This window comes from Maritimibacter sp. HL-12, from assembly GCF_900177545.1.
Classification (GTDB): domain Bacteria; phylum Pseudomonadota; class Alphaproteobacteria; order Rhodobacterales; family Rhodobacteraceae; genus Sinisalibacter.
The window spans coordinates 973268-998710 of sequence record NZ_FXBQ01000001.1; the positions used below are offsets into that span (position 1 = coordinate 973268).

The window sequence follows — 25443 nt, forward strand, 5'->3', positions numbered from 1 at the left end:
CATGCGCTGGATCACGAGACCTTTGCGCTGGTTCTGGAACGTCCTCTGGGCTCCGGCCGGCACACTCGGCCTGGGGTTCCTGACGCTCGGTGGCTTCATCGGCGGCGTCATCTTCTGGGGCGCCTTCAACACAGCACTGGAAATCACCAACACCGAGGAGTTCTGCATCTCATGTCACGAGATGGAGGCCAACGTTTACGAGGAGATGTCGCGCACCATCCATTTCTCCAACCGTTCCGGCGTGCGCGCGAGCTGTCCGGCCTGCCATGTGCCGCACGAATGGACAGACAAGATCGCCCGCAAGATGCAGGCCTCCAAGGAGGTCTGGGGTCACGTCTTCGGCACGATCAGCACACGAGAGAAGTTCCTCGATCATCGGCTGGTCATGGCAAAGCGGGAATGGGCGCGGCTGAAGGCCAATGACAGTCTGGAATGTCGCAACTGCCATTCCGACGTGGCAATGGACCTCAGCCGACAGGCGCCTCGCGCTGCGGAAATCCACACCGAATACCTGCTGAGCGGCGAGCGCACCTGCATCGACTGCCACAAGGGCATCGCGCATGACCTGCCGGACATGACCGGGGTCGAACCGGGATGGACCGTGCCCGAGGAGCTTCGGGGCGACACCCAGCCGGGTCTGGCCGAGGCCGAATGACTCCATCGCCTTCTGTTGAATCTCTCGTCGGGAGGCAGCTTCTGACCCCCTGGTCGATCCGGTGGTGCAGCGCCGGGATCAAGTGACCGTGCACCTCGAACAGGTAGCTTGGCTTGCCGGGGTCGCCGTGATCACCGTGTCACGACCAAGACCGCGCGCCCCCGACACGTTGCAAACGATGGCATCCTGAGCGGCATGGTCTTGCAACACGGCCCTTCGTCCGGTGGGCGGCTGCCTAGTCCACGAAGGCCAGCATCCGCCCGCAGACCAACACGGCAAGCCAAATCAGGAGCGAGAGCAGACCGACACGCCAGAGGCCGATGTTCGGGCGCGCGAAGCTGTTGGTGGAATGAAACCACAGGGCGTGGACGGTGCCGAAGGCGATCAGCGTCAGTTTCAGCAAGAACAGCCGCATCTGCAGGTAATCGGCGGGTCCGGCCAGAAACAGAAGCACCCCGGTCATGATGGCCAGCGTCAATCCGAAGGCAGCAACCGGCACCAGCACCCGCGCCAATCCGGGCACGGGAACGGTCGGCCACAGCCCAATCAGCCGCAGATCGAGGCTGGCGATCGCACCGACCAACAGGGCAATACCCAGCACATGCCCGCCGCTGACGGCGGCATAGATCCAGCGGCCAGTGCGCATCATCTGGGCGGGAGCGCTGGCCGCGAGAACCTCGATCAGCGACTCCACGCCCTAGCCGCGGTCGGGATAGAGGTCGTGCAGATTGCCGTCGAACCAGATACGCTCGGCCTTGAGCAGCCGCTCCTCCACATCCGCCGAGGGCTCACCCTCGATGACGATCTCCCGGCCCTCGGCGAAATCGGCATCACTCAGGCCAGCGCTTTCATTGCGCCAGGGCTGGCCGATCTCGACCTCCCAGATTTCTCCCTCGACATCGACCTGCAACACGCCATGCGGATTGCCAAGTTGCGCCGATTGAATGATTCCGGTGAGCTCGATGTTTTCGCCGCTGGTCCAGCGCCAGCCATGATGGGCAAGCGCGGGTGCGGCAAGTCCTGCAATTAGTATCGAGAGGGTGAGTCTGCGTCGCGTCAGCATTGGCTTCTCCTTTCTCTGGGGCAAGGTTAGGCCATGCTGCCATGGCGCGGCAAATCACGGCTTGCGGCGCGAGATACTGGCGCTGCATCCAGAGCAAGACCCGTGGCGAGGAGCCAAGTCGAAGGAGAGGCCTTATGACAACCTCGAAATGCCGGCTTGCGGTATTCTCCAGTCCTTCGATCTTGTTGTGCAGAAGGTCTGCACCCAGCGCGGTTCGCCGTAGCGAGCCGTCTGAATGGTGCTGAGCCGTTTTTCCCTGCCATCAGGCGAGTTGGGGGAGATCCGCGCAAAAGGGAGGCACGAGTTCAGGCAATAGCGCGTTCGGCCGGCGATCGGGATCGTTGGTCTTTTCCGCACGCGGCAATCGCGTGCGCTTCCTGCTGTTGTCCCGGGTCATTGGCCCGAGGGAACTCGCGCCAATGACCCGGGGCAGCAATACTACGCCCTTCTCGCCGTGGTTCTGTCGGGTCGCGGGTTCCTGTATCATCTGCATTTCTTGATGATTGCAGTGAGCCCGGTATCCTCCCCTGTTGCATCTCCTTGAGCTGTCCCTTTGGCGCTGCTGTCAGATCCCGGTGCCTTTTACACTATCCAGCCAGGTATTGCGGCGTCGACGCCAGAAATCTTCCGTAGGCATCGGCGTCGGGATACGAGAATTGCTCTGCCAGCGGGTTCGACCGCTTGGTTTTTCTCGCCCCCATGTCCGCAAGCAATTCATCGAAATGCTTGAAGTGGAACGGAGCGGAGCACAGACCGCCATAGACCTGTGCGGCCGGACGTTCCTTGCGCCGCCAGTTCAGCATCATCTCGATATTCTCGCTCATCTCTGCTTCGCTTGGCTGATGTGCCAGTTGGCCGTCCGCATAGCGAACCAGCCAGTTGGCGATCATCTCGGCCGCGAGAACGGTGCAGAAGCTCGAGTTGAACCCGACGAAGCCCATATCGGGCAGGTCCGGATTGACCGACAGCCGGTAAACCCGGTACTGCCCATCGTCCTCGATCAGCTTCTCGCGGTATTCTTCCGGCAGGACCGGAACACCCAGTTTCCAGCCAACTGCCAGGACCGACACATCGCATTTCACCCGGTCACCGTTGGTCAGGACAACGGCGTCACCGTCATAATGGTCGTAGCTGCCCTGAACCAATTTGATCCGGCCGGTCTCGAGGTTTTCGAAGAACCCGGGCGTGACCAATGGCAGTGAGCAGCTGGCCTCCTTCTCGATCGGCGTTTCGGGCACCATGTTCCATTTCTTCAACCCGAGCTGCATCTTCAGCATGGTTTCCAGCCCACGGAAATTGGCCCAGACCAGCGGCTTGGTGATCGTCGCAACCGCTTTTTTCAACGGGCTACGGCCCCAGCTGTTGAACTGCATCTCCTGCGCCCGCATGTAGAGCAGCCGCTTGAAGTTGATCCCCCCGATGAAATACGGCAAGCGCCAGACGTTCTTGCGGTAGACCATCGTCACCTGTTTGGCACCGTTTTCGGCAGCGTTCACGGCGATATCGGTCGAGGATTTCGACCCGCCCAGCACCACGACATGTTTGTCCCGCGCGATCTCCGGGTCGGTGTATTCCGACGAATGCATCACCCGTCCGCCCTGCGCGATGAATTCGTCCTTCCCGGGGTGGGAGACGATGTTCTTGTAGGAAAACTGCCCGGTGCAGATCGCGACGAAATCAAAGTCCTCCTTGCGCGTGCGGCCCGCGCTTTCCAGTGTCAGCGTCCAGCCCGGCTTTCCGTCGGCACGACGTTCCATCCCGGCAACATCCGTGTTGAGCTGATAGAGCCGACCCAGCTTGTGCTTGTCGGCATAGGCGTGGAGATAGGCATGGACCTGCGGGCCCTTGGGCCATTGCGGATACTCGTCCGGCATCGGCAGGTCGGTGAACCTGTACAGGTCCTTCGGGCTTTGCGTCTGAACCCCGGGATATGAGCGTGACAGCTCCCATACGCCGCCGAAGTCATGGCTGCGTTCGAAGCCGATGACACGGTGGCCCTTTTCGTCGAACGCCTTGGCTGCAGCCAAACCGGCGACACCGCCGCCGATCACGGCGACCTTCTTTCTCGTAACCATGTTAGGTTCTCCCTACGCGTCGGGCGGGGGCGGCAGGAAATCGACCTCGTGCAGCGCCGAGAGACGCACAAGCTCTTCGGGATCGGTGACGCCATCCAGGGCGCAGAACAGATCAAAGAGCTTGCGGGACGGGGCGACTCCAAAGACGCATTTCGCCTCTGCGCCAGAGCGGTTGAAGACCCCGTGCGCCACGCCCATCGGCATCCGCACCAGATCGCCCGGACCGGCCTTGTTGGGTTTCACATCCCCCGTCTCATAGCCGAAATCCACTTCCAGTTCGCCCTCGGTGACCAGAATCCACTCATCCTGCGTGGGGTGCACATGCGGCGGCACGAAGGTGTCGGCCGGCACGAGGGCTTGCCAGATCATGGCGTTATCGGAATGCAATTTCGGTGTGTAGATTTGGCCGACAACGTTCCAGGCAAACCCGCCAAGCCCGGCGTCGGCTGCGGTTACTCCAATCGTTTCTTTCATTTTCTCCTCCCTGAGTGACAAATTGTCGCAGGGAGCCTAGCGCCGCGGACGCAATTGCCTTATCCAGAAAACGCAAGAAAATAGGCCACCGGCAAAAGGCTTTGGTTTCCGGGCAAAACCTACCTACACTGGCCAGGATGAGTGTTGGAGACCTCCAAGACCACGCCGAACCGCTCAGCGCGCACCGTCTGTTTCAGACCAAGGAAGTTGACGTTGCCCGCAATGTGGTTGCGCAGAAATTTTGTCCGCACGACCTGATCCCGGCGCGGAACCACGAAGCCTTTGCGGTTGCCCACAATCATGCGGCGGGCAAGACCCTGTCGTTGAACTACCTGCGCTACGGCTGCGAGGTGACGATCAATCCCGGGGAACTGACCGATTTCTACCTCGTGCAGATCCCGGTGCGTGGGCGGGCAACGGTCCGCAATGGGCGCAAGACCGTTGCGGCGGGGCGCGAAACAGCCTCGATCCTGAACCCGACTCGTGACACGGGCATGACCTGGGGCCAAGGCTGTGAAAAGCTTCTGCTCCAGATTGACCGCGATGCCCTGTGTCAGGTCGCGGAACAGCTCGTCGGACGCGCCCTGCCGCACCCCGTTCTGTTCGATCCCGAAGTGACACTTTCGTCCCCGGCTCTGCGGGCTTGGAAACGAAACCTGCTGGCAACCGTCGAAGTTGCGGGCAAGGGCGTTGCGTTCGGCCCGACCGCCCACAAACATCAGGCGTTTTTCGAAGAACGCCTGATCACCGGGTTCCTTTTGGCACAGCCAAGTGCCGTCAGCCACATGCTTTCCGGGTCGGCGAGGCAGTGTTCCTCCGGCCAGGTTCTGCGGGCACGCGCGTTCATGATGGAAAACCTGTCGGAGCCGATCACGATCGCGCAGATTGCCGCCGAGGCAGATTGCAGCATCCGCAGTCTGCAATTGGGTTTTCAGAGTCACTTCAACTGCACCCCCACCCAATACTTGATGCGTCAACGCCTGAACCACGCCCATTTCCTGCTTCAGACCTGCCCGCCCGAGACGCTTGTCCAGTCGATTGCGTTCGACTCGGGATTTTCCCATCTCGGCCGGTTTTCCGGTGCCTACCGTGACACCTTCGGGTGCTCCCCCCGCGAGACATTGTTTGGCAACGCGTTCGCGTAGCCGGGCCAGACCGGCCCCGGCCTGGCCAGAACCCGTATCCGTGTCGCGCTGCCCGCGCGGCGAGGTTCAGCCTCCAAGTCGGAGGCGCCGCGTTTCTTCGATTGGCGCAGTTTGCTCAGCGCCTGTCACAGGCCCCAGTCGCGACCAAGCTCGCGCGGCCGGAGAGCGATTGAAGGTTTTTAAATCCTTCGCGAAGGCTGTCTGCGCCGCGTCCGGCGTCGCATGGGCCGTCAGATCATTCGGAAAGGCCGCCTGCACTGCCTCTATCGCCGCCCTCGCCCGGCAAGCGCAGACGGGGGGAGGCTGGCTGCCGCCAGGGCACCCCGGCTCAGGCCGGCGCCGCGCCCAGCACGGCCGTGGCCTCGATCTCGACAAGGGCCGCGTCCTCGATCAGGGCGCTGACCACCACCATCGTCATAGCCGGGAAATGCCGGCCCAGCACCCGGCGATAGGCTTCGCCCACCTCGCGCTGGCGCGCCAGGTATTCCGACTTGTCGGTGACATACCAGGTCAGGCGCACGATGTCGGTCACGTCTCCGCCGGCGGCGCGGACGATTGCGCGGATATTGAACAGCGCCTGCTCCATCTGGCCGACGAAATCATGGGAGCGGAACACCTGTGACTCGTCCCAGCCGATCTGGCCGCCGATATACAGCGTGCCGTCCTTTGCGAACACGCCGTTCGCATACCCTTTCGCCGGGGCCCAGCCGTCCGGTTGAATGATGTCATGCGTCACTTTTGCGGTCCTTTCACGTATGAATTCAGCTTGTCTCTCACCGCCTCGGGCCACCGGGCCGGCTTTCCTGAACGGTCAACGAAGACGAGTGTCGAGGTAGACTCGAAACGGGCTTCCCCGTCGCAGGTCCCGACAATCGACAGCCCGAGGCTGCTGCGTCCGAGCCTTTCGAAGCCCAGCGAGATCGTCAGCATGTCGCCGTGCCGGCTCGGGGCCCTGAACCGCGTGCTGATCTCCGCCGTCGGCACGCCGCCGATCTCGAGCAGTTTTTCGAAGGGAAATCCGATCGCCTCGTCGAAGAAGCTTTCGACACAATCGTTGATCATTTCGAAATATCGCGGGAAGAACACGATCCCGGCCGGATCGCAGAACTTGAAGAGCACCTTTTGCGCAAACACGTACTGCACGCCTAGACCCCCAGATACCGGTCACGCACGTCGGCACCCAGTTCGCCGAACGCCCCCTGCCAGACGGAGCGGCCCTTTTCAAGGATCACCGCCCGGTCAGCCACGCGCGACAGTTCCCGGATCGACTTGTCGATGACGAGGATGGCCATCTCCGTTTCCGCCTTGAGGCGGGCGACGGCGGCCCAGATTTCGTTGCGCACGACCGGGGCGAGCCCCTCGGTGGCTTCGTCGAGGATCAGCAGGCGCGGATTTGTCATCAGCGCGCGGGCAATGGCCAGCATCTGCTGTTCGCCGCCCGAGAGCGACGCCGAAAGCTGGTCCTTGCGCTCTTCAAGCCGGGGAAACAGCCGCGCCACGGCTTCAAAGTCCCACACGCCGGGCCGCGCGGCGGCGATCAGGTTCTCGCGCACGGTCAGGTTGGTGAAACAGCGCCGCCCCTCGGGCACCAGCCCGATCCCCATCCGCGCCGCGCGGTATGACGGTAACGGCGCAAGGTCATGGCCATCGAACATGACCGAGCCGCCGCGATGCCTGAGCAGCCGGCAGATCACCTTCACCGTGGTCGACTTGCCCATGCCGTTGCGCCCCATCAGCGCAAGAACCTGCCCGTCCTCGAGCGACAGGTGCACGTCGAACAGGGCCTGGCTGGCGCCGTAGAAGGCCGAGACATGCGAAAGCTTCAACAGGCTCATCAGGCATCCTCCTCGCCAAGATAGGCGCTGCGTACCTCTGGATTCTCGCGGATCTCGCCAACCGTTCCCGTGGCGATGATCTCGCCGTAAACCAGCACGCTGATCCGGTCGGCGAGTGCGAAGACGGCATCCATGTCATGTTCGACCAGCAGGATCGGCGCCTGTGAGCGCAGCCCGTCGAGAAACCCCATCAGCCGATGCGATCCCTCGCCGCCCAGCCCCGCCATCGGTTCGTCCATCAAGAACACCTTGGGCGACAGGGTCAGCGCGACGGCGACTTCGAGCTGGCGGCGCTGGCCATGCGACAATTCTGAGGTGCGGACGGCGTGAAACTCCTCGAGCCCGACGGTTTCCAGCGAATCCCGGGCCCGGTCGAGCAACTCGGGATCAGTCATCGCCGGTCGGAAGAAGCGAAAGACATCGCCGCGATGACCGAGCGCGCCCAGAACCGCGTTCTGCAGCACGGTGTAATCCATCGCCAGCGACGAGATCTGGAAGGTCCGCCCCATGCCGAGCCGGGCGCGCGCAGCGGTCGACAGATCGGTCACGTCGCGCCCGGCGAAATGCACCCGGCCGCTGTCGGGCCGCAAACCGCCCGAGATCTGTTTGATGAGCGTCGATTTGCCCGCACCGTTCGGACCGATCAGGGCATGGATCTCGCCCGGGTACAGATCGAGGTTGATGTCGTTGCTGGCAATGAGCGCCCCGAAGCTCTTGCTCACGCCGCGCACTTCGAGGACGGGATCAGTCATGCGCCACCTCCCGCCCGGCGATCAGGCCGAACAATCCGCCGCGCGCGAACAGCACCACGCCCAGCAGGATCGCGCCGAGGTAGATGTGCCAGTAGTCGCTCACGCCGCCGAGGCTGTGTTCCAGAAGGATGAACAACGCTGCGCCCGCCACCGGGCCAAGCACGCGCCCGACGCCGCCGAGGATGACGAAGATCATGATCTCGCCCGAGGTATGCCAGTCGAACATCACCGGGCTGACGAAACGGTTGAGATCGGCGAAAAGCGCACCGGCGAGCCCGGTGATCGCGCCGGAAATCACGAAGGCGGTCAGATACATGCGGTAGGGAACCTGCCCCAGCGCCTGGACCCTGTCCTCGTTCTGTCGCGCAGCGCCGAGCATCAGCCCGAAGGAGGAGCGCGACAGGCGGAACACGAAGAACAGCATGACCAGCAGGATCACGTAGCAGATGGCGTAGAACTGGATCGGGTCCATCGTGTTGAGGCCGGGGAACTCGTTGCGCACGTAGATCGACAGCCCGTCCTCGCCGCCGTAGGCCGACCAGGAGATTGCGAAGTAGTAGAACATCTGCGCGAAGGCCAGGGTGATCATGATGAAATAGACGCCGGAGGTGCGCAGGCTCAGCGCCCCGACCCCGAGCGCCACGAGCGCCGAGACGGCGATGGCCGTGAGCCAGATGATCGGCATGGAGGTCGTCCCCTCGATCACGAAAGGCCAGGTGAACATCGGTACATAGGTCTGGGCGTGATGGGCGAGGATGCCCATCGCATAGCCGCCCAGCCCGAAGAACAGTGCATGGCCGAAACTGACCAGCCCGCCGAAGCCGAGGGCGAGGTTCAGCCCGACACCGGCGATGGCGAAGATCACCGCCCGCGTCGCCAGGGTGATCAGGAACGGCTCGTCGGCAACCCAGGCCCAGAGCGGGAAAAGGAACAGCAGGCCGAGCAGGCTGAAGTTGAGGATGGTTTCTCTTCGCATGTCAGGTCCCTCCGAACAGGCCCTTGGGGCGGAACAGGAGCACGCCGGCCATCAGGATATAGATCGACATCGAGGCGAGAGACGCCCCGACGGAGGTGGCGGCGGCAGGGTCCATGAACAGCCCGAACAGCGCCGGTAGCAGCGAGCGCCCCAGCGTGTCGGTCATGCCGACGAGGATGGAGCCGATGAAAGCCCCCTTGATCGAGCCGATCCCGCCGATCACGATCACCACGAAGGCGAGGATGAGCACCGGCTCGCCCATCCCAACCTGCACCGACTGGATCGCGCCGATCAGGGCACCAGCAAAGCCCGCCAGCGCCGCGCCGAGGGCGAAGACCAGCGTGTAGAGCAGCGAGATGTTCACGCCGAGCGCGCCGATCATCTCGCGGTCGTTTTCGCCCGCCCGGATCTGGATACCGATCCGGGTGCGCGAAATCATGAGGAACAAGGCGGCGGCGACGGCAAGGCCGACGAGGATGATCGCCAGCCGGTAGAGCGAATACCGGATGCCGAAGGGCAACATGACCGAGCCCGAGAGCCAGTCGGGCCGGTCGAGGAACAACGGGAAGGACCCGAACACCCAGCGGGTGCCTTCGGAAAAGATCAGGATCAGCGCGAAGGTCGCCAGCACCTGGTCGAGGTGGTCGCGATCGTAGAGCCTGCGGATCACGACGACTTCGACGATCACCCCGGCAACGGCCGCCGCCGCGAGGCTCGCCGCCAGCGCCAGCAGGAAGGACCCGGTCGCCGCCGCGACGGTCGCCGCCGCGAAGGCGCCGATCATGAACAGCGAGCCATGGGCAAGATTGATCAGCCCCATCACGCCGAAGATCAGCGTCAGGCCCGCCGCCATGAGGAACAGCATGACCCCGAACTGGAGCCCGTTCAGGGCCTGCTCGATCAGGAGAATGGACGACATCGGTGCGTCACCTGCAGCAGGCGCCGCCCCGGCACGAAGCCCTGGGCGGCGCAGGTTTCAATCACATGCCGCACTCGGCCGCGTAGGCGTCGGCGTGGTTCTCGATGGCGACGCCGATCGTCTTGTTGGTGTAGATATCGCCCTCCTTGATCACCTCGCGCACGTAGATGTCCTGGATCGGGTGGTTGTTCGGCCCGAAGGCGAAATCACCCCGCGTGGAGGCAAAATCGGCCGCCTTGAGCGCGGCGCGGAAACCCTCCACGTCCGACACCTCGGCCTTGTCCAGCGCGCTGATCATCAGGTTGCCGGTGTCGAAGCCCTGGGAGGCGTAGAGCGAGGGCAGACGGCCGTATTCGGCCTCGAAACTCTCGACGAAGGCCGCGTTGGCCGGGTTGTCGAGGTCTTTCGCCCACTGGCTGGTGTTGACCACGCCGAGGGCGGCATCGCCAACCGCCTGCAGGATGCCCTGGTCGAAGCTGAAGGCCGGGCCGATCAGCGGGATATCGACGCCCGAGTCGGCATATTGCTTGAGGAAGGAAATCCCCATCCCGCCGGGCAGGAAGAAAAACACGCTGTCGGCCCCCGAGGCGCGGATCTGGGCGATCTCGGCGGCGTAATCGGTCTGGCCGAGCTTGGTGTAGACCTCGCCCGAAAGCTCGCCCTCGTAGAACCGCTTGTAGCCGGTGAGCGCGTCTTGCCCGGCCGGGTAGTTCGGCGCGAGGATGAAGGAATTCGTGTAGCCGGCCGAATTGGCGTAGGCCCCCGCCGCCTCGTGCAGGTTGTCGTTCTGCCAGGCGACGTTGAAGTAGTTCGGATGACAGCCCTTGCCCGCCAGCGCCGAGGGGCCGGCATTGGGCGAGAGGTAGATCTTGCCCTGCGCCACCGCGCCCGGCACCACCGCCATCGCGAGGTTCGACCAGATGATGCCGGTCAGCACGTCGACATCCTCGGCCTGGATCATCCGGTCGGCGATCTGCACCGCCACGTCGGGCTTTTGCTGGTCGTCCTCGATGATCATCTCGATATCGTCGCGCCCCGATTGCTTGAGCGCGAGCAGGAACCCGTCGCGCACGTCGAGCCCGAGCCCCGCGCCGCCGCCCGAAAGCGTGGTGATCATCCCCACCTTCACATCCGCCTGCGCACCGCCGGCCAGCGCCGCAAACGCCGCCGCCGCGATCATTGATTTCAGTGTCATGTCTTCCTCCTGTTGGGTTTCGATGTTCGGACCGCTTTGCGGATCCGTTTTTTATTGCGCCCAATCTCGTCCGCATCGCGCTTGGGCTCGGCGCGATCCGCCCTGCCGGGTTCGGCTCGCGGCATCACCGCGCGGCCCCCGGTAATCACCCTAGTCGGTCTGCGGACGCAGTTCACGCAGAACGAAGCGTTGGATCTTTCCGGTGGCCGTCTTCGGCAACGCGGTGTGAAACCGGATCGATCGCGGGTACTTGTACGGTGCGATGCTGTCCTTGACGTGGTCCTGAAGCGCCTTGATCAACTGGGCCGATGCCTTGTGACCCGGCGCCAGCACCACATGCGCCTCGACGATCTGGCCGCGCTCCGGATCGGACGCCCCCACGACCGCGCATTCCGCGACCGCCTCGTGGGCCAATAGCGCGGCTTCGACTTCCGGGCCGGCGATGTTGTAGCCCGAGGACACGATCATGTCGTCGTTGCGCGCGGCGAAATGGAAGTAGCCGTCCTCGTCGCGCCAGAAACTGTCGCCGGTGATGTTCCAGCCATCCCGCACATACTCGCTCTGGCGATCGTCGTTGAGATAGCGGCAGCCGGTCGGGCCGCGCACCGCGAGGCGGCCCACTTCGCCATCGGGCAGATCCATCATCTCGTCGTTCACGATCCGGGCCTCGTAGCCGGTGACCGGGCGCCCGGTGCAGGCCGGCTGCGCATCCTCGAACCGGTTGCTCACGAAGATGTGGAGCATTTCCGTGGCGCCGATCCCGTCGAGCATCGGCTTGCCGGTCTTGGCCATCCACTCCTCGTAGACCGGCGCCGGCAGGGTCTCACCCGCCGAGACCGCCGCGCGCAGGCTGGACAGATCAGCGCCCTCGTCCATCGCGCTCAACATGACCCGGTAGGCGGTCGGCGCGGTGAAACAAACCGTCGCGCCGTAGTCCTCGATGATCCCGATCATGTTCGGCGGCGAGGCGTTCTCCAGCAGCGTCGCAGTGGCGCCGAAGCGCAGCGGAAACACCGCGAGCCCACCCAGGCCGAAGGTGAAGGCGAGCGGCGGCGAGCCCACGAACACGTCGTCCGGCGTGACCTGAAGCACCTCGCGGGCATATCCATCGGCAATGATCAGGAGATCGCGGTGGAAATGCATCGTGGCCTTCGGGTTGCCGGTGGTGCCGGAGGTGAAGCCCAGCAAGGCGACATCGTCGCGTCCGGTGCGGACGGCCTCGAAATGCACCGGTTTCTGCAGCGCCAGCCGGTCAAGCTCGGCATCGTGGTTCGAGGTGCCGTCGAACCCGACCACCGTCTTGAGAAACCGGCTGGTCTTGGCGCAGGCGGCGAGGTCGTCCATCAGCCGGGTATCGCACAGCGCATGGCTGATCTCGGCCTTGTCGACGATCTTGGCCAGTTCGCCCGCCCGCAGCATCGGCATGGTATTGACGACGACCGCCCCCGCCTTGGTGGCGGCAAGCCAGCAGGCCACCATCGCGGGATTGTTGGCCGACCGGATCAGGACGCGGTTGCCGGGTTTGACCCCGAGATCCTCGACCAACGCCCGGGCAAGGCGGTTGGTCCAGTCGGCCAGTTCCTTGTAGGTTCGTCGGCGTCCGTTGCCGATCAGGGCAGTGCGGTCGCCGAAACCTCTCTCGACGATTGCGTCGGTCAGTTCGACCCCGACATTCAGGTGCTCGGGGTAGTCGAAGCCGTCGAGCAGGAAGTCGGGCCACTGCGCCTGTGGCGGCAGCCCGTCACGGGCAAACGTGTCGATATGCGCACTCGGTCCAAGCATTCATGTCTCCCCTTCGTGTTGGGCCATCACCTGGCGGGCAATCACCACGCGTTGCACATCCGATGCCCCTTCGTAGATCCGCAGGGCCCGGATTTCGCGATACAGTTTCTCGACCGTCTCACCCGACTTCACCCCGTCGCCGCCGTGCAGCTGAACGGCCCGGTCGATGACCTGCTGCGCCTGTTCGGTGGAGAAGAGCTTGGCCATCGCCGCCTCGCGCGTGACCCGCGCGGCGCCCGTGTCCTTGGCCCAGGCCGCGCGGTAGACCAGCAGCGCGGCGGCATCGACGTCGAGCGCCATGTCGGCGATGTGGCCTTGCACCATCTGCAGATCGAACAGCGGCGCGCCCTGCACGTGCCGGGCCCGGACCCGCGTCAACGCTTCGTCGAGCGCGCGCCGCGCGAAGCCGAGCGCCGCCGCGGCCACGGTCGAGCGGAACACGTCCAGCACCGACATGGCAATGCGGAACCCCTGCCCCGACGCCCCGAGCATGGCGCTGGCGGGCACCCGGCAATCGCTGAACCGCAAGGTGGCCAGCGGGTGGGGCGCGATGGTTTCGAGCCGTTCGACGATCTCGAACCCGGGCAGACCGGCGGGCAGAACGAAGGCCGACAGACCGCGCGCGCCCGGCGCATCGCCGGTCCGGGCAAACAGGGTGAAGACATCCGCGATGGCGCCGTTCGAGATCCAGGTCTTCTCGCCGTTGAGCACGTAAGATTCGCCGTCGCGCACCGCCGTCATCGTCGAATTGGCGACGTCCGAGCCCGATTGCGGCTCGGTCAGGGCGAAGGCCGAGATCGCCTGGCCACTGCGGGTGAGGGGCAGCCATTCGGATTGCTGTTTCGGGGTACCGAACAGCGAGATCGCGCCGGTGCCAAGTCCCTGCATGGCAAAGGAAAAATCGGCCAGCCCGTCGTGGCGGGCCAGGGTTTCGCGGGCAAGGCACAGGCGGCGGACATCGAGGCTTTCGCCCGCCTCCGCGGCGGTGTGCACGAGCCATCCCGCCTCGCCCATCCGGCGCACCAGCGCGCGGCAGGCGGCCTCGGTGTCGCCGTGGTCGATCGCCGCCAGCTCCCGGCCTGCCCAATCGTCCAGCGCCCCGGCGAAGGTGGCATGGTCAGGCGTGAAGAACGGCCAGTCGAGAAAGCTTCGGTCGGCCATCAGTCGCCCTCGAACACGGGTTTTTCCTTCCCGACGAAGGCGTGATAGGCCCGCTCGAAATCGCGGGTCTGCATGCAGATCGCCTGGGCCTGGGCCTCGGCCTCGATCGCCTGGTCGAGCCCCATGTTCCATTCCTGGTTCAACTGGGTCTTGGTGATGCCATGGGCGAATGTCGGCCCGGCCGCGAGCCGTTCGGCGAGCTTGCGCGCCTCCGCTTCGAGATGGTCGGCGGCATGCAACGTGTTCCAGAAACCCCAGCGCTCGCCCTCTTCCGCCGACATCGTCCGCCCGGTGTAGAGCAGTTCGGCCGCGCGCCCCTGCCCGACGATCCTCGGCAGCATCGCGCAGGCACCCATGTCGCAGCCGGCGAGCCCGACGCGGGTGAACAGGAAGGCGCATTTGGCCTCCGGGGTGGCGAGCCGCAGGTCCGACGCCATGGCGACGATCGCACCGGCACCAACGCAGACCCCGTCGACCGCCGCGATGATCGGCTTGCCGCACCCGATCATCGCCTTGACCAGGTCGCCGGTCATGCGGGTGAAGGCCAGCAGGTCTTTCATCTCCATGCCCACCAGCGGGCCGATGATATCGTGCACATCGCCGCCGGAGCAGAAATTGCCGCCGTTGGACGCGAAGATCACCACGTCAACATCCGTGGCATAGGCCAGCGCCCGGAAGGTATCGCGCAGCTCGGCGTAGCTTTCAAAGGTCAGCGGGTTCTTGCGGTCCGGGCGGTTCAGGCGGATCGTCGCGATCTGCCCGGTGCAACTCCATTCGAAATGCCGCGGTTTCAGGTCAGCCATCTTGGTCATCGTTTTCTCCTTCGACGCGATGCAGAAGATCACGGATGGTATCGAGTTCGGCGTGGCCGAGCCGCGCGAACAGCCTGTCGATCTCCGCCTCGTGCGCCCGCGCGACCTCCTCGAACCATGTCCGGCCGTCGCCGGTCAGCTCGACGAGAACCACCCGGCGGTCGATCTCGCTCGGAATGCGGCGCGCGATCCCGTCCTTTTCGAGGCGCTCGACCACGGCGGTGGCATTGCCGTTCGACACCAGCAGACGCTGGCTGAGATCGCTCATCTTCATCGGGCCAGCGCTGCGATACAGCGCGGCGGCGACATCGAAGCGCGGCAGGGTGGTGTCGAAGTTCAGCCGCAGGAATTCGCGCAGATGGTTCTCGGTGCGGCGGGTGACGCGCAACAGCCGGAGCCATGTCCGCAGGCGGCGGCGGTCGAGCGGAGCCAGTGCGTTCATACCTCGCCCCCCGCGATCGCGACCGCCTGGCCGTTGATCCCCTCCGAGCCCGGCCCGCACAGCCACAGCGCCGCGGCGCTCACCTCGGCGGGCCGGATCAGCCGGCCCTGCGGGTTGTGCTTGGTCAGCGCGGCGCGGGCCTCCGCCTCCGACATCCCGGTTTTTGAGACGATATTGGCGATCGACTGGCTGGTCATCTCGGTGTCGAGGAACCCGGGGCAAAGCGCGTTGGCGGTGATCTCGCGTCGTGCCACCTCCAGCGCGACGGAGCGGATCATCCCGACAACGCCATGCTTGGCCGCCGCATAGGGCGCCACGTATTCATAGCCCTTCAGCCCGGCGGTCGAGGCGACGGCGATCAGCCGCCCCCAACCATCCATTTGCGCCAGGCCAGCCCGCAAGGTCAGGAATGCCCCCGTGAGGTTGACCGCCAGCATCCGGTTCCACCGTTCGAGCGAGGTCTTGGCGAAAGGCGCACTCTCGGCCGCACCCGCATTGGCGACGACGATATCGACCGGCCCCGCCGCCTCGAACAGCGCCGCAACTGACGCCTCGTCGGTCACGTCGGCGGGGATCGCCCGGATCGCCGGCGACTGCGCAGCCACTGCCTCGAGCGGACCGGCGCGGCGCCCCGAACAGATCACCTCGGCACCGGCCGCGGCAAAGGCCAGCGCCATGTCGGCGCCGACACCGGTGCCCCCGCCGGTGATCAATACGCGGTGCCCTTCGAGCGTCATACCCGGATCGCCTCCTGTTGCTTCTCGCGCAGGCGATAGGCCTGGTCGCGGCCCGCCAGATAGGGATCGGGCCATTTGACATGGGTGTCGCCCAGCTCCACGGCGGCGTGCAGGGTCCAGTAGGGATCGGCCAGGTGCGGCCGCGCGAGGCAGACCAGATCGGCACGACCCGCCAGCAGGATCGAGTTGACGTGGTCGGTCTCGTAGATGTTGCCCACGGCCATGGTCGGCATGTTCAGTTCGTTGCGGATCCGGTTGGCAAACGGTGTCTGGAACATCCGGCCATAGACCGGCTGCGCCTCCACGCTGGTCTGCCCGGCCGACACGTCGATGATATCGGCGCCGGCTGCGCGGAACATGCCCGCGATCTCCACCGCATCTTCCGGGGACACGCCATCCTCGCCGACCCAGTCATGGGCGCTGATGCGCACCGAGATCGGCTTGCCCTCAGGCCAGGCCGCCCGCATGGCGCCGAACACCTCCAGCGGGTAGCGCATGCGGTTCTCAAGGCTGCCGCCGTAGTCATCATCGCGCCGGTTCGACACCGGCGAGATGAAGGACGAGATCAGGTAACCGTGTGCGGCGTGCAGTTCGACCATGTCGAACCCGGCGCGCGCGGCCATTTCAGTCGCGGCGACGAACTGGTCGCGCACTTCGTCCATGTCGTCCCGGGTCATCGCGCGGGGCGGGGCGTTGCGCTTCGACCACGGGATCGCCGAGGCCGAGATCAGCTCCCAGTTTTCCGCCGCGAGCGGCGCGTCCATCTCCTCCCAGCCAAGCTGCGTCGAGCCCTTGCGCCCGGAATGGCCGATCTGCGAACAGATCTTCGCCTCCGTCTCGGCATGGACGAAATCCACCAGCCGCTTCCAGGCCGCCTCGTGTTCGGGGGCGTAGAGACCGGGGCAGCCGGGCGTGATCCGCCCCTCGGGCGAGACGCAGGTCATCTCGGTATAGACCAGCCCAGCTCCGCCCTTGGCGCGCTCGGCGTAGTGGACGAAGTGCCAGTCGGTCGGGCAGCCATCGACCGCCTTGTACTGGGCCATTGGCGAGACGACGATGCGGTTCTCAAGCGCCATGTCGCCAAGTTGGAACGGCGCGAACATCGGCGCGCGCACCGGCGCATCGGGGGCAACGCCGGCCTGGGTCTGGAACCAGCGCTCGGCGCTCTCCAGCCAGTCGGGATCGCGCAGCCGCAGGTTTTCGTGGCTGATCCGCTGCGACCGGGTCAGCAGGTTGTAATTGAACTGGACCGGGTCCTGATCGAGATAGCGCTCCACGTCCTCGAACCATTCCAGCGAGTTGCGCGCCGCCGATTGCAGCCGCAGAACCTCGAGCCGGCGTTCGTCCTGGTAGCGCTCAAATGCCCGCTCCAGGCTCGGCTCCGAGTGCAGGTAGTCGGCCAGCGCGATCGCGCTGTCGAAGGCCAGGCGCGAGCCAGACCCGATCGAGAAATGCCCGGTCGCCGCCGCGTCGCCGACCAGAACGACATTCTCGTGATACCACTTCTCGCAGATCACGCGCGGGAAGTTCATCCACACCGCCGAGCCGCGCAGGTGACTGGCGTTCGACATCAGGTCATGGCCGCCAAGGTATTTCTCGAACACCTTGCGGCAGGTCTCGACCGTTTCTTCCTTCGTCATGTGCTCGAACCCCCAGGCATCCCAGGTGGGCTGCAGACATTCGACGATAAAGGTCGCCGTGTCGTCGTTGAACTGGTAGACATGCGCCCACATCCAGCCGTGCTCGGTCTTCTCAAAGATGAAGGTGAAGGCGTCGTCGAATTTCTGGTGGGTGCCGAGCCAGATGAACTTGCACAGGCGGGTGTCGATATCGGGGCGGAACACGTCCTCGTATTCCTTGCGCACCAGCGAGTTGATCCCGTCGGCGGCGACCACGAGATCGTAGTCCGCGCGGTATTCCTCGGCCGATTTGAACTCGCTCTCGAATTGCAGGTTGACGCCAAGCGCGCGCGCTCGCTCCTGCAGCAGGATCAGCATCTGCATCCGCCCGATCCCGGCGAAACCGTGCCCGCCCGACACGGTGCGCACGCCGTTGTGCTCGACTGCGATATCGTCCCAGTAGGCGAAGTGATCGCGGATCGCCTGGGTGCTCTCGGGATCGTTCTTCTGCATCCGCTCCAGCGCGTCGTCCGACAGCACGACCCCCCAGCCGAAGGTATCGTTCGCGCGGTTGCGCTCCAGCACGGTCACGTCGTGGGACGGATCCCGAAGCTTCATGGAAATGGCGAAATAGAGGCCCGCCGGACCGCCCCCAAGACAGATGACTTTCACGAACGAACCCTCCGAAGCGCATGAAGCAGGGCGCATAGCCCCTCGCGATCAAGGCTAGAGAAGCTCCAATTATGTTTCAAGCTTAAACTTTCATACTTGAAGTAATTTGCCCTGCCAGCTAAGACGATCCCGAGACACAACGGAGCTTGTCATGACCAGGAACACCCCCGAACATGCGCGCCAGAAGCCGCCCGCGATGACCTGGGATGACCCCTTCCTGCTGGATAACCAGCTTGAGGAAGAGGAAAAGATGATCCGCGATTCGGCCCGGGCCTATTGCCAGGACAAGCTTCTCTCCCGCGTCGTCGAGGCGAATCGCAACGAGGTTTTCCACCGCGAGATCATGACCGAGATGGGCGAACTGGGACTGCTCGGCGCGACCATTCCCGAGGAATACGGCGGCGTCGGCGCGAATTACACCTCCTACGGGCTGATCGCGCGGGAAGTGGAGCGGGTCGACAGCGGCTACCGGTCGGCGATGTCGGTGCAATCCAGCCTGGTGATGCACCCGATCTTCGCCTACGGCAGCGAGGAGCAGCGGCAGAAATACCTGCCGAAGCTGGCCAGCGGCGAATGGGTCGGATGTTTCGGCCTGACCGAACCCGACCACGGGTCCGACCCCGGCGGCATGGTCACCCGGGCAAAGCCCGTCGATGGCGGCTACCTGGTCTCGGGCGCGAAGAACTGGATCACCAATTCACCGATCGCAGATGTCTTCGTCGTCTGGGCCAAGTCCGACGCCCACGAGGGCAAGATCCGTGGCTTCGTGCTGGAAAAGGGCATGAAAGGGCTGAACGCGCCGAAGATCGAGGGCAAGTTCTCGCTGCGCGCCTCGATCACCGGCATGATCCAGATGGACGAGGTCTTCGTGCCCGAAGAAAACCTCCTGCCGCATGTCTCGGGGCTCGCCGGCCCCTTCGGCTGCCTCAACCGGGCGCGGTTCGGGATCGCCTGGGGCGCCCTCGGCGCCGCCGAAGCCTGCTGGCACGCGGCGCGCAGCTACACCATGGACCGCACCCAGTTCGGCCGCCCGCTTGCTGCCACCCAGTTGATCCAGAAGAAGCTGGCCGACATGCAGACCGAGATCTCGCTCGGCCTGCAGGGCTGCCTCCGGCTCGGCCGGCTGATGGACGAGGACGCGGCCTCCGCGGAACTCATCAGCATGATGAAGCGCAACAATTGCGGCAAGGCGCTGGCCGTGGCCCGCGAAGCGCGCGACATGCACGGCGGCAACGGGGTGAGCGATGAATACCCGGTGATCCGCCATGTCATGAATCTCGAAGCGGTCAACACCTACGAGGGCACCCACGATATCCACGCCCTGATCCTCGGCCGGGCCCAGACCGGGCACCAGGCCTTTCAGTGAAGCCGGCCCGCGGCCGATCCGGGACGGCACCATTTCGATGTGACTGACGGGCACGAGCGCCCGCCATGTACGCTGTTTCAAACCTTGCTGGGGGCGCCGGAATGAGCGTTTCGATCACCACCGAAAGCGGCATGGCCACCGTCACGATAGACAATCCTCCTTGCAACGCCCTGAACCGCGCGGTGCGCGAAGGGCTGGTTCGGGCGGTCGATGCGATCGAAGGCGACCCGGGCGTGGAGGCGGTGGTGCTGCGGTGCGCCGGCGAGACATTCGCCGCCGGGGCCGATATCGGCGAATTCGGCCAGCCGCTCCGGACGCCGCACTTGCCCGACGTTCTGCACCGCATCGAGACCTGCCCGAAACCCTGGGTCGCCGCGATTCACGGCACCGCCCTCGGGGGCGGGCTGGAACTGGCGATGGCCTGCCACCTGCGGGTGGCCGACCGGCAGGCGCGCCTCGGCCTGCCCGAGGTCACGCTCGGCCTGATCCCGGGGGCGGGCGGCACGGTGCGCCTGCCACGCCTCGTGCGCGCCGAACTGGCGATGGACATGGCGGCCGGCGGCAAGCCGATCCCTGCCGTGATGGCGCAGGAAGCGGGTCTGGTGGATGCGCTTGCCGATGGCGACCTGCTCGAACAGGCGAGGCGTCGGGCCGCGCAGGCCGCCCGCGACAGCGCCTGGACCGCAACGCTGGCACGGGCGGTGCGGCAACCCGACGACAGGGCTGCGCTGGACGCCAGGGCCGCGAAGATCCGGGCCCGGGCGGGCGGGCAGACCTCTCCCGGCGCCGCCGCCGCGGCGATCTTCAATGCCCTTGATCTGCCAGCCGAGCAGGCGCTCGACGCCGAACGGGCAACCTTCCTCGCCCTCAGGGACGACCCGCAGGCGGAAGCCCTGCGCCACGTCTATCTCGCCGAGCGCGACACCACCCGGATCGACCGGCTGAAAAACGTCGCGCCGCGCCCCTGCACAAGCATCGCCGTCATCGGCGGCGGCACGATGGGCGCCGGCATCGCCGCGGCCGGGCTGCTGGCGGGCCTCGGCGTGATCATGGTGGAACGCGATACGGCCGCGGCCGAGGCCGGGCGCGCCAGGGTCGCGGGCATTCTCGACGGCTCGCGCCAGCGCGGCGTGATCTCCGACCGGCAGCACGCCGCGATGATCTCCGCGTTCCGCGCCACCGCCGGCTATGATGTCCTCGACCGGGCCGACATCGTGATCGAAGCGGTGTTCGAGGACATGGAGGTCAAGAAACAGGTGTTCCGCGCCCTTGATGCGTCGACGCGCCCCGACGCGGTCCTCGCAACCAATACCTCCTACCTCGACGTCGACGAGATCGCCTGCGCGGTCGCGAACCCGTCGCGCGTGCTCGGGCTGCATTTCTTCTCGCCCGCCCACATCATGAAACTCCTCGAAATCGTCGTGCCGGCCAAGGTCGCCGACGATGTGCTTGCCACCGGGGTGGCCCTAGCCGGCCGGCTGAAGAAGATCGCCGTGTTCGCCGGCATTTGCGACGGCTTCATCGCCAACCGGATCATGTCGGCCTACCGGCGCGAGTGCGAATACATGCTGGAGGATGGTGCCCTGCCCTGGGAGATCGACGCCGCGATGACCGGTTTCGGCCTGCCGATGGGCATGTTCCAGATGCAGGACCTCGCCGGGCTCGACATCTCCTGGGCCATGCGCAAGCGGCAGGCCGCGACGCGCGACCCCGCGCAGCGCTACGTGGAAATCGCCGACAAGCTGTGCGAACGGGGCCATTTCGGCCGCAAGACCGGGCGCGGCTGGTATCTCTACGAGAATGGCACAGCGCTTCCCGATCCGGAGGTCGAGGCGCTGATCCTGTCGGATTCCCGCCGCAAGGGGATCACCCGAAAGGCGTTTTCGGCCGATGAGATCATGGATCGGATTCTGCGCACGATGCAATCCGAGGGCGAAAAGGTGCTGGCGGAGGGGATCGCCCGCAACGGGGCCGATATCGACGTGGTCATGGTGAATGCCTACGGCTTCCCCCGCTGGCTGGGCGGGCCGATGTTCCTCGCCGGTCGCGCCGGCACCACGCCGGCATAACCGCCGCACCGCGGTGTTCGACCGGCAATCCACCGAAGGGCCCTTGGACGGATCAAGTCTCTGAATGTGGCGGAGGAGACGGTCCTCAGCCCGGATTGACGAGACCAGTTGTCGTGCTGCTGAACCTATGAAGTTGGCTATTCTGGTCGCAACCGAGAATGCGGCGCGACGGCGAGCTGGTTCACAAGGCGAAGGGTGGTCAAAAGGGCGTGTGGGGATATGAATACCCGACACCAGCCATTGAAAAACAGGGACGATATCGGATCAAATGGTGCCGCAGGGGAGGATTGAACTCCCGACCTCACCCTTACCAAGGGTGCGCTCTACCACTGAGCTACTGCGGCGAACCGTGGGCGGCTGATTAGACGCATTTCGCCGAGGGCGCAAGCGCAATCTGGACGCCTTTTGCCCAACGGGTTAGAGAGAGCGGCATGAACCGCAAAGCCGCCTCCGACCAACCGAAGAAGAAGCCCGCTCCGCGCGAGGAACGGCTGAAATCGGCGCTGAAGGCCAACATGGCCCGGCGCAAGGCGCAGGTCAGGGCGCGCGACGACGCAACAAGAACAAACAAAGAAAAATAGAGAGGCGGCATGGATTCTATCGTGGTTACGGGCAATGGCCCGCTGAACGGGGAAATCCCCATTGCGGGCGCAAAAAACGCCTGCCTCGCATTGATGCCGGCCACGCTGCTCTCGGAAGAGCCGCTGATCCTGACAAATGCGCCGCGCCTGTCCGACATCGCAACGATGACCGTGCTCCTGCAATCGCTTGGCGCCGATGCCGCCAGCCTGCAAAACGACAAGGTGCTGGCGCTGTCGAGCCATGATCTGACCTCGACGCGGGCCGACTACGACATCGTGCGCAAGATGCGCGCCTCCAACCTCGTGCTCGGGCCGCTGCTGGCGCGCGCGGGGCACGCCGAGGTGTCGCTCCCCGGCGGTTGCGCAATCGGGGCGCGGCCGATGGACATTCACATCGACGGGTTGGAAAAGCTCGGGGCGGTGATCGACCTGAAGGACGGCTACCTGCATGCCAAGGCCCCGGGCGGGCTGAAAGGCGCGGTGATCGACCTCGCCTTTCCCTCGGTCGGGGCCACCGAAAACCTGATGATGGCGGCGACGCTCGCCAAGGGCAGCACGGTGATTTCCAACGCCGCGCGCGAGCCCGAGATCGTCGATCTCGCCCGCTGCCTCAACGCGATGGGGGCGCAGATCGAGGGCGCGGGCACCGACCGGATCGAGATCCAGGGCGTCGATCGTCTCGGCGGGGCCACTCACCGCGTGGTCACCGACCGGATCGAACTGGGCACCTACATGCTCGCCCCGGTGATCGCCGGTGGCGACGTGGAATGCCTCGGCGGCACGCTCGATCTCGTGGCAAGCTTCGTCGACAAGCTCGCCGAGGCGGGGGTTTCGGTCGAGGAAACCGGGCGCGGGTTGCGCGTACGCCACGACGGCGGCCGGGTGCGCGCGGTGGACGTGACCACCGAAGTGTTCCCCGGCTTCCCCACCGATCTCCAGGCCCAGATGATGGCGCTGCTGACCACCGCGCAAGGCGTGAGTACGCTGCACGAAACGATCTTCGAGAACCGCTTCATGCACGCGCCCGAACTGGTGCGGATGGGCGCGGAGATCGAGGTGCAAGGCGGCACCGCGCGGGTCACCGGGGTCGAGCGCCTCAAGGGGGCGCCGGTGATGGCCACCGATCTGCGCGCCAGCGTCAGCCTCATTCTCGCAGGCCTCGCCGCCGAGGGTGAAACCGTGGTAAGCCGCGTCTATCACCTCGACCGGGGCTATGAGCACGTTGTCCGCAAGCTCTCCGGCGTGGGTGCAAAGATCGAACGGGTGAAGGGCACATGACCGAAGACGCAAGATTCGAAGACGGCGGCGAAGCGCCGGTCCGCCTGAAGGCGCTCGATGGCGACGATCTCGCCGTGATCTCGGCGCTGGCGCAGGACGCGGTGTTTCCGATCACCGAGATGAGCTGGCAGCCGGGGCGCCGGCGCTTCGCCCTGTTGCTCAACCGCTTTCGCTGGGAAGACGTCGAAAAGGCCGCCCGCCGCCGCCGCCCGGTGGAACGGGTGCAATCCGTGCTCGTTGTGTCGGATGTGCAGAAAGTGCAATCCCAGGGGATCGACCGGGGCGAGAAGGATCTCGTATTGTCGCTTCTGTCCATCTCCTTCGAGCCGGGCGAAGATGGCACCGGGCGCGTCATGTTCACCCTCGCGGGCGACGGAACCATCGCGCTCGACGTCGAGGCGCTCGACGTGACGCTTCAGGATGTGACCCGCCCCTACCTTGCGCCTTCGCGCAAGACCCCGCGGCACCCGGAGTAACCCATGGCGCAATTCCTCAATACCCGCGACGCCGATTTCGAGGCGCGGTTTACCGCCCTGCTCGGTGCCAAGCGCGAAGACAGCCCCGATGTCGACGAGATCGTGGCCGACATCATCGCCGATGTGCGCAAGCGAGGCGATGCGGCGGTGATCGAACTCACCGAAAGGTTCGACCACCTCGCCCTCACCCCCGAGACGATGCGCTTCGGCCCCGAGGAGATCGCCGCGCTGGTGGCCAAGGTGTCGCCGCAGGAGCGCGACGCGCTGGAACTCGCCGCCGACCGTATCCGCGCCTACCACGTCCGCCAGATGCCCGACGACGACCTCTGGACCGACCCCGACGGTGCCACCCTCGGCTGGCGCTGGACGCCGGTTTCCGCCGCCGGGCTTTACGTGCCGGGCGGGCTGGCGTCCTATCCTTCCTCGGTGCTGATGAACGCGGTGCCTGCCAAGGTCGCCGGCGTGAAACGCCTCGCCATCACCGTGCCCACCCCCGACGGCGTGGTGAATCCGCTGGTGCTGCTCGCCGCCGAGATCGCGGGGGTCGACGAGGTCTACCGCGTCGGCGGAGCGCAGGCGATCGCCGCTCTGGCCTATGGCACCGAGAGCATCGCGCCGGTCGACAAGATCACCGGCCCCGGCAACGCCTTCGTCGCGGCGGCCAAGCGGCGGGTGTTCGGCAAGGTCGGGATCGACATGATCGCCGGTCCGTCCGAGATCCTGGTGATTGCCGATGCCGACAACGACCCCGATTTCCTCGCGCTCGACCTGATGAGCCAGGCCGAGCACGACGAAAGCGCGCAATCCATCCTGATCACCGACGATGAGGCCTTCGGCCGCGCGGTGGCCAGGGCGGTGGACACCCGGCTGGAAACACTTGAGCGGCGCGCCATCGCCGGCGCAAGCTGGCGCGATTTCGGCGCGGTGATCACGGTGGCAGACCTCGAAGAAGCCGCCCGGCTTTCCGACCGGATCGCCCCCGAACACCTCGAGCTTTGCGTCGCCGATCCCGATGCGCTGGCGGCGAAGGTCAACCACGCCGGTGCGCTCTTTCTCGGCGCATGGACCCCGGAGGCGGTGGGCGATTACGTCAGCGGCCCCAACCACGTGTTGCCCACGGCGCGCTCGGCGCGGTTTTCCTCCGGCCTCTCGACGCTCGATTTTCTCAAGCGCACGACCATCGCGAAAATGACACCCGGCGCGCTCAAGGCAATCGGCCCGGCGGCGGAAACGCTGGCGAAATCGGAAAGCCTCGAAGCCCACGGCCTCTCGGTGCGCGCCCGGCTCGACAAGCTCAACGAGGGCTGAAAACCACGCCCCCGCCCCTTTTTCTTGGGTAAAATACTCCGGGGGGTGCGG

At 65.4% G+C, this 25443-nt stretch carries 25 protein-coding genes and 1 tRNA gene; 8 read left to right on the forward strand and 18 right to left on the reverse strand.

The features are described from left to right. Position 1: 1 nt before the first annotated feature. Positions 2 to 655 (forward strand): NapC/NirT family cytochrome c, encoded by a 654-nt coding sequence (locus tag B9Y97_RS04965; protein ID WP_085525708.1) that lies wholly within the window; start codon positions 2 to 4, stop codon positions 653 to 655. 235 nt (positions 656 to 890) lie between these two features. Here the strand turns inward: B9Y97_RS04965 and B9Y97_RS04970 are convergent, their stop codons facing one another. From B9Y97_RS04970 to B9Y97_RS04985, 4 genes are all read right to left on the reverse strand, one after another. Further along, positions 891 to 1349 (reverse strand): hypothetical protein, encoded by a 459-nt coding sequence (locus tag B9Y97_RS04970; protein WP_085525709.1) that lies wholly within the window; start codon positions 1347 to 1349, stop codon positions 891 to 893. Positions 1350 to 1352: 3 nt separating this feature from the next. After that, positions 1353 to 1718 carry a DUF6152 family protein gene (locus B9Y97_RS04975; protein ID WP_085525710.1) on the reverse strand — a complete coding sequence of 122 codons (366 nt, stop codon included), beginning with the start codon at positions 1716 to 1718 and terminating at the stop codon, positions 1353 to 1355. Positions 1719 to 2305: 587 nt separating this feature from the next. Further along, positions 2306 to 3793, reverse strand: a complete 1488-nt coding sequence (locus B9Y97_RS04980) for a flavin-containing monooxygenase (protein ID WP_085525711.1) — start codon at positions 3791 to 3793, stop codon at positions 2306 to 2308. A gap of 12 nt (positions 3794 to 3805) precedes the next feature. After that, on the reverse strand, positions 3806 to 4267 hold the full coding sequence (locus tag B9Y97_RS04985; RefSeq protein WP_085525712.1) for a cupin domain-containing protein: 462 nt from the start codon (positions 4265 to 4267) through the stop codon (positions 3806 to 3808). Positions 4268 to 4404: 137 nt separating this feature from the next. Between B9Y97_RS04985 and B9Y97_RS04990 the strand changes: the two genes are divergently transcribed. Beyond that, complete coding sequence (locus tag B9Y97_RS04990; RefSeq protein WP_085525713.1) at positions 4405 to 5412, forward strand: AraC family transcriptional regulator; 1008 nt, start codon at positions 4405 to 4407, stop codon at positions 5410 to 5412. Between the two features lie 328 nt (positions 5413 to 5740). On the opposite strand, the gene B9Y97_RS04995 is transcribed toward B9Y97_RS04990, so the two are convergent. The 13 genes from B9Y97_RS04995 to B9Y97_RS05055 form a co-directional block, all read right to left on the reverse strand. Further along, positions 5741 to 6148 carry a RidA family protein gene (locus B9Y97_RS04995; RefSeq protein WP_085525714.1) on the reverse strand — a complete coding sequence of 136 codons (408 nt, stop codon included), beginning with the start codon at positions 6146 to 6148 and terminating at the stop codon, positions 5741 to 5743. Next, positions 6145 to 6555, reverse strand: coding sequence for an acyl-CoA thioesterase (locus B9Y97_RS05000; RefSeq protein ID WP_254900854.1), 411 nt, complete (start codon positions 6553 to 6555; stop codon positions 6145 to 6147). Before B9Y97_RS05000 ends, B9Y97_RS04995 begins: the two co-directional genes overlap by 4 nt. Positions 6556 to 6557: 2 nt before the next feature. Continuing rightward, positions 6558 to 7247: an ABC transporter ATP-binding protein gene (locus B9Y97_RS05005; protein WP_085525715.1), complete on the reverse strand. Its 690-nt coding sequence runs from the start codon at positions 7245 to 7247 to the stop codon at positions 6558 to 6560. Continuing rightward, positions 7247 to 7999 (reverse strand): ABC transporter ATP-binding protein, encoded by a 753-nt coding sequence (locus B9Y97_RS05010; RefSeq protein ID WP_085525716.1) that lies wholly within the window; start codon positions 7997 to 7999, stop codon positions 7247 to 7249. The genes B9Y97_RS05005 and B9Y97_RS05010 overlap by 1 nt, the downstream gene beginning before the upstream one ends. After that, positions 7992 to 8975: a branched-chain amino acid ABC transporter permease gene (locus B9Y97_RS05015; protein ID WP_085525717.1), complete on the reverse strand. Its 984-nt coding sequence runs from the start codon at positions 8973 to 8975 to the stop codon at positions 7992 to 7994. The genes B9Y97_RS05010 and B9Y97_RS05015 overlap by 8 nt, the downstream gene beginning before the upstream one ends. Before the next feature lies 1 nt (position 8976). Then, positions 8977 to 9894 (reverse strand): branched-chain amino acid ABC transporter permease, encoded by a 918-nt coding sequence (locus tag B9Y97_RS05020; protein ID WP_085525718.1) that lies wholly within the window; start codon positions 9892 to 9894, stop codon positions 8977 to 8979. 61 nt (positions 9895 to 9955) lie between these two features. Further along, entirely contained in the window at positions 9956 to 11089 is a 1134-nt protein-coding gene (locus B9Y97_RS05025) for an ABC transporter substrate-binding protein (protein ID WP_085525719.1), read from the reverse strand. Positions 11090 to 11239: 150 nt separating this feature from the next. Further along, a complete protein-coding gene (locus B9Y97_RS05030; protein ID WP_085525720.1) occupies positions 11240 to 12871 on the reverse strand; it encodes an AMP-binding protein in 1632 nt (543 codons plus the stop codon). After that, on the reverse strand, positions 12872 to 14032 hold the full coding sequence (locus B9Y97_RS05035) for an acyl-CoA dehydrogenase family protein (protein ID WP_085525721.1): 1161 nt from the start codon (positions 14030 to 14032) through the stop codon (positions 12872 to 12874). After that, entirely contained in the window at positions 14032 to 14844 is an 813-nt protein-coding gene (locus B9Y97_RS05040; protein WP_085525722.1) for an enoyl-CoA hydratase family protein, read from the reverse strand. The genes B9Y97_RS05035 and B9Y97_RS05040 overlap by 1 nt, the downstream gene beginning before the upstream one ends. Beyond that, complete coding sequence (locus B9Y97_RS05045; protein WP_085525723.1) at positions 14828 to 15286, reverse strand: MarR family winged helix-turn-helix transcriptional regulator; 459 nt, start codon at positions 15284 to 15286, stop codon at positions 14828 to 14830. The genes B9Y97_RS05040 and B9Y97_RS05045 overlap by 17 nt, the downstream gene beginning before the upstream one ends. Then, entirely contained in the window at positions 15283 to 16023 is a 741-nt protein-coding gene (locus B9Y97_RS05050) for an SDR family NAD(P)-dependent oxidoreductase (RefSeq protein WP_085525724.1), read from the reverse strand. Before B9Y97_RS05050 ends, B9Y97_RS05045 begins: the two co-directional genes overlap by 4 nt. Beyond that, positions 16020 to 18314, reverse strand: a complete 2295-nt coding sequence (locus B9Y97_RS05055; protein WP_085525725.1) for a bifunctional salicylyl-CoA 5-hydroxylase/oxidoreductase — start codon at positions 18312 to 18314, stop codon at positions 16020 to 16022. Before B9Y97_RS05055 ends, B9Y97_RS05050 begins: the two co-directional genes overlap by 4 nt. A gap of 151 nt (positions 18315 to 18465) precedes the next feature. Here B9Y97_RS05055 and B9Y97_RS05060 point away from each other — a divergent pair, with 151 nt between their 5' ends. Further along, the gene (locus tag B9Y97_RS05060) at positions 18466 to 19680 is read left to right on the forward strand and encodes an acyl-CoA dehydrogenase (protein WP_085525726.1); all 1215 of its coding nucleotides are present in this window, start codon (positions 18466 to 18468) and stop codon (positions 19678 to 19680) included. Positions 19681 to 19781: 101 nt separating this feature from the next. After that, positions 19782 to 21749, forward strand: a complete 1968-nt coding sequence (locus tag B9Y97_RS05065) for a 3-hydroxyacyl-CoA dehydrogenase NAD-binding domain-containing protein (RefSeq protein ID WP_085525727.1) — start codon at positions 19782 to 19784, stop codon at positions 21747 to 21749. A gap of 269 nt (positions 21750 to 22018) precedes the next feature. On the opposite strand, the gene B9Y97_RS05070 is transcribed toward B9Y97_RS05065, so the two are convergent. Beyond that, positions 22019 to 22093: transfer RNA gene (locus tag B9Y97_RS05070), tRNA-Thr, on the reverse strand. An 87-nt stretch (positions 22094 to 22180) separates the two neighbouring features. On the opposite strand from B9Y97_RS05070, the gene B9Y97_RS18075 reads away from it, so the two are divergent. Genes B9Y97_RS18075 through hisD form a run of 4 tightly spaced genes read left to right on the forward strand, consistent with a single transcriptional unit; the run spans position 22181 to position 25392 of the window. Further along, positions 22181 to 22330, forward strand: coding sequence for a hypothetical protein (locus B9Y97_RS18075; protein ID WP_176224305.1), 150 nt, complete (start codon positions 22181 to 22183; stop codon positions 22328 to 22330). Positions 22331 to 22339: 9 nt separating this feature from the next. Continuing rightward, the gene (gene murA / locus B9Y97_RS05075) at positions 22340 to 23608 is read left to right on the forward strand and encodes a UDP-N-acetylglucosamine 1-carboxyvinyltransferase (protein WP_085525728.1); all 1269 of its coding nucleotides are present in this window, start codon (positions 22340 to 22342) and stop codon (positions 23606 to 23608) included. Next, on the forward strand, positions 23605 to 24084 hold the full coding sequence (locus B9Y97_RS05080) for a DUF2948 family protein (protein ID WP_085525729.1): 480 nt from the start codon (positions 23605 to 23607) through the stop codon (positions 24082 to 24084). The genes murA and B9Y97_RS05080 overlap by 4 nt, the downstream gene beginning before the upstream one ends. 3 nt (positions 24085 to 24087) lie before the next feature. Next, positions 24088 to 25392: a histidinol dehydrogenase gene (gene hisD, locus B9Y97_RS05085; protein ID WP_085525730.1), complete on the forward strand. Its 1305-nt coding sequence runs from the start codon at positions 24088 to 24090 to the stop codon at positions 25390 to 25392. The last annotated feature ends 51 nt before the right edge of the window (positions 25393 to 25443 follow it).

Excerpts from the sequence above, each read along its gene's own strand:
- B9Y97_RS04965 (WP_085525708.1), top strand. The coding sequence starts at position 2 with ATGCGCTGGATCACGAGACCTTTGCGCTGGTTCTGGAACGTCCTCTGG.
- B9Y97_RS04975 (WP_085525710.1), bottom strand. The coding sequence starts at position 1,718 with ATGCTGACGCGACGCAGACTCACCCTCTCGATACTAATTGCAGGACTT.
- B9Y97_RS04980 (WP_085525711.1), bottom strand. The coding sequence starts at position 3,793 with ATGGTTACGAGAAAGAAGGTCGCCGTGATCGGCGGCGGTGTCGCCGGT.
- B9Y97_RS04985 (WP_085525712.1), bottom strand. The coding sequence starts at position 4,267 with ATGAAAGAAACGATTGGAGTAACCGCAGCCGACGCCGGGCTTGGCGGG.
- B9Y97_RS04990 (WP_085525713.1), top strand. The coding sequence starts at position 4,405 with ATGAGTGTTGGAGACCTCCAAGACCACGCCGAACCGCTCAGCGCGCAC.
- B9Y97_RS05005 (WP_085525715.1), bottom strand. The coding sequence starts at position 7,247 with ATGAGCCTGTTGAAGCTTTCGCATGTCTCGGCCTTCTACGGCGCCAGC.
- B9Y97_RS05010 (WP_085525716.1), bottom strand. The coding sequence starts at position 7,999 with ATGACTGATCCCGTCCTCGAAGTGCGCGGCGTGAGCAAGAGCTTCGGG.
- B9Y97_RS05015 (WP_085525717.1), bottom strand. The coding sequence starts at position 8,975 with ATGCGAAGAGAAACCATCCTCAACTTCAGCCTGCTCGGCCTGCTGTTC.
- B9Y97_RS05020 (WP_085525718.1), bottom strand. The coding sequence starts at position 9,894 with ATGTCGTCCATTCTCCTGATCGAGCAGGCCCTGAACGGGCTCCAGTTC.
- B9Y97_RS05025 (WP_085525719.1), bottom strand. The coding sequence starts at position 11,089 with ATGACACTGAAATCAATGATCGCGGCGGCGGCGTTTGCGGCGCTGGCC.
- B9Y97_RS05030 (WP_085525720.1), bottom strand. The coding sequence starts at position 12,871 with ATGCTTGGACCGAGTGCGCATATCGACACGTTTGCCCGTGACGGGCTG.
- B9Y97_RS05035 (WP_085525721.1), bottom strand. The coding sequence starts at position 14,032 with ATGGCCGACCGAAGCTTTCTCGACTGGCCGTTCTTCACGCCTGACCAT.
- B9Y97_RS05040 (WP_085525722.1), bottom strand. The coding sequence starts at position 14,844 with ATGACCAAGATGGCTGACCTGAAACCGCGGCATTTCGAATGGAGTTGC.
- B9Y97_RS05045 (WP_085525723.1), bottom strand. The coding sequence starts at position 15,286 with ATGAACGCACTGGCTCCGCTCGACCGCCGCCGCCTGCGGACATGGCTC.
- B9Y97_RS05050 (WP_085525724.1), bottom strand. The coding sequence starts at position 16,023 with ATGACGCTCGAAGGGCACCGCGTATTGATCACCGGCGGGGGCACCGGT.
- B9Y97_RS05060 (WP_085525726.1), top strand. The coding sequence starts at position 18,466 with ATGACCAGGAACACCCCCGAACATGCGCGCCAGAAGCCGCCCGCGATG.
- B9Y97_RS05065 (WP_085525727.1), top strand. The coding sequence starts at position 19,782 with ATGAGCGTTTCGATCACCACCGAAAGCGGCATGGCCACCGTCACGATA.
- B9Y97_RS18075 (WP_176224305.1), top strand. The coding sequence starts at position 22,181 with ATGAACCGCAAAGCCGCCTCCGACCAACCGAAGAAGAAGCCCGCTCCG.
- murA (WP_085525728.1), top strand. The coding sequence starts at position 22,340 with ATGGATTCTATCGTGGTTACGGGCAATGGCCCGCTGAACGGGGAAATC.
- B9Y97_RS05080 (WP_085525729.1), top strand. The coding sequence starts at position 23,605 with ATGACCGAAGACGCAAGATTCGAAGACGGCGGCGAAGCGCCGGTCCGC.
- hisD (WP_085525730.1), top strand. The coding sequence starts at position 24,088 with ATGGCGCAATTCCTCAATACCCGCGACGCCGATTTCGAGGCGCGGTTT.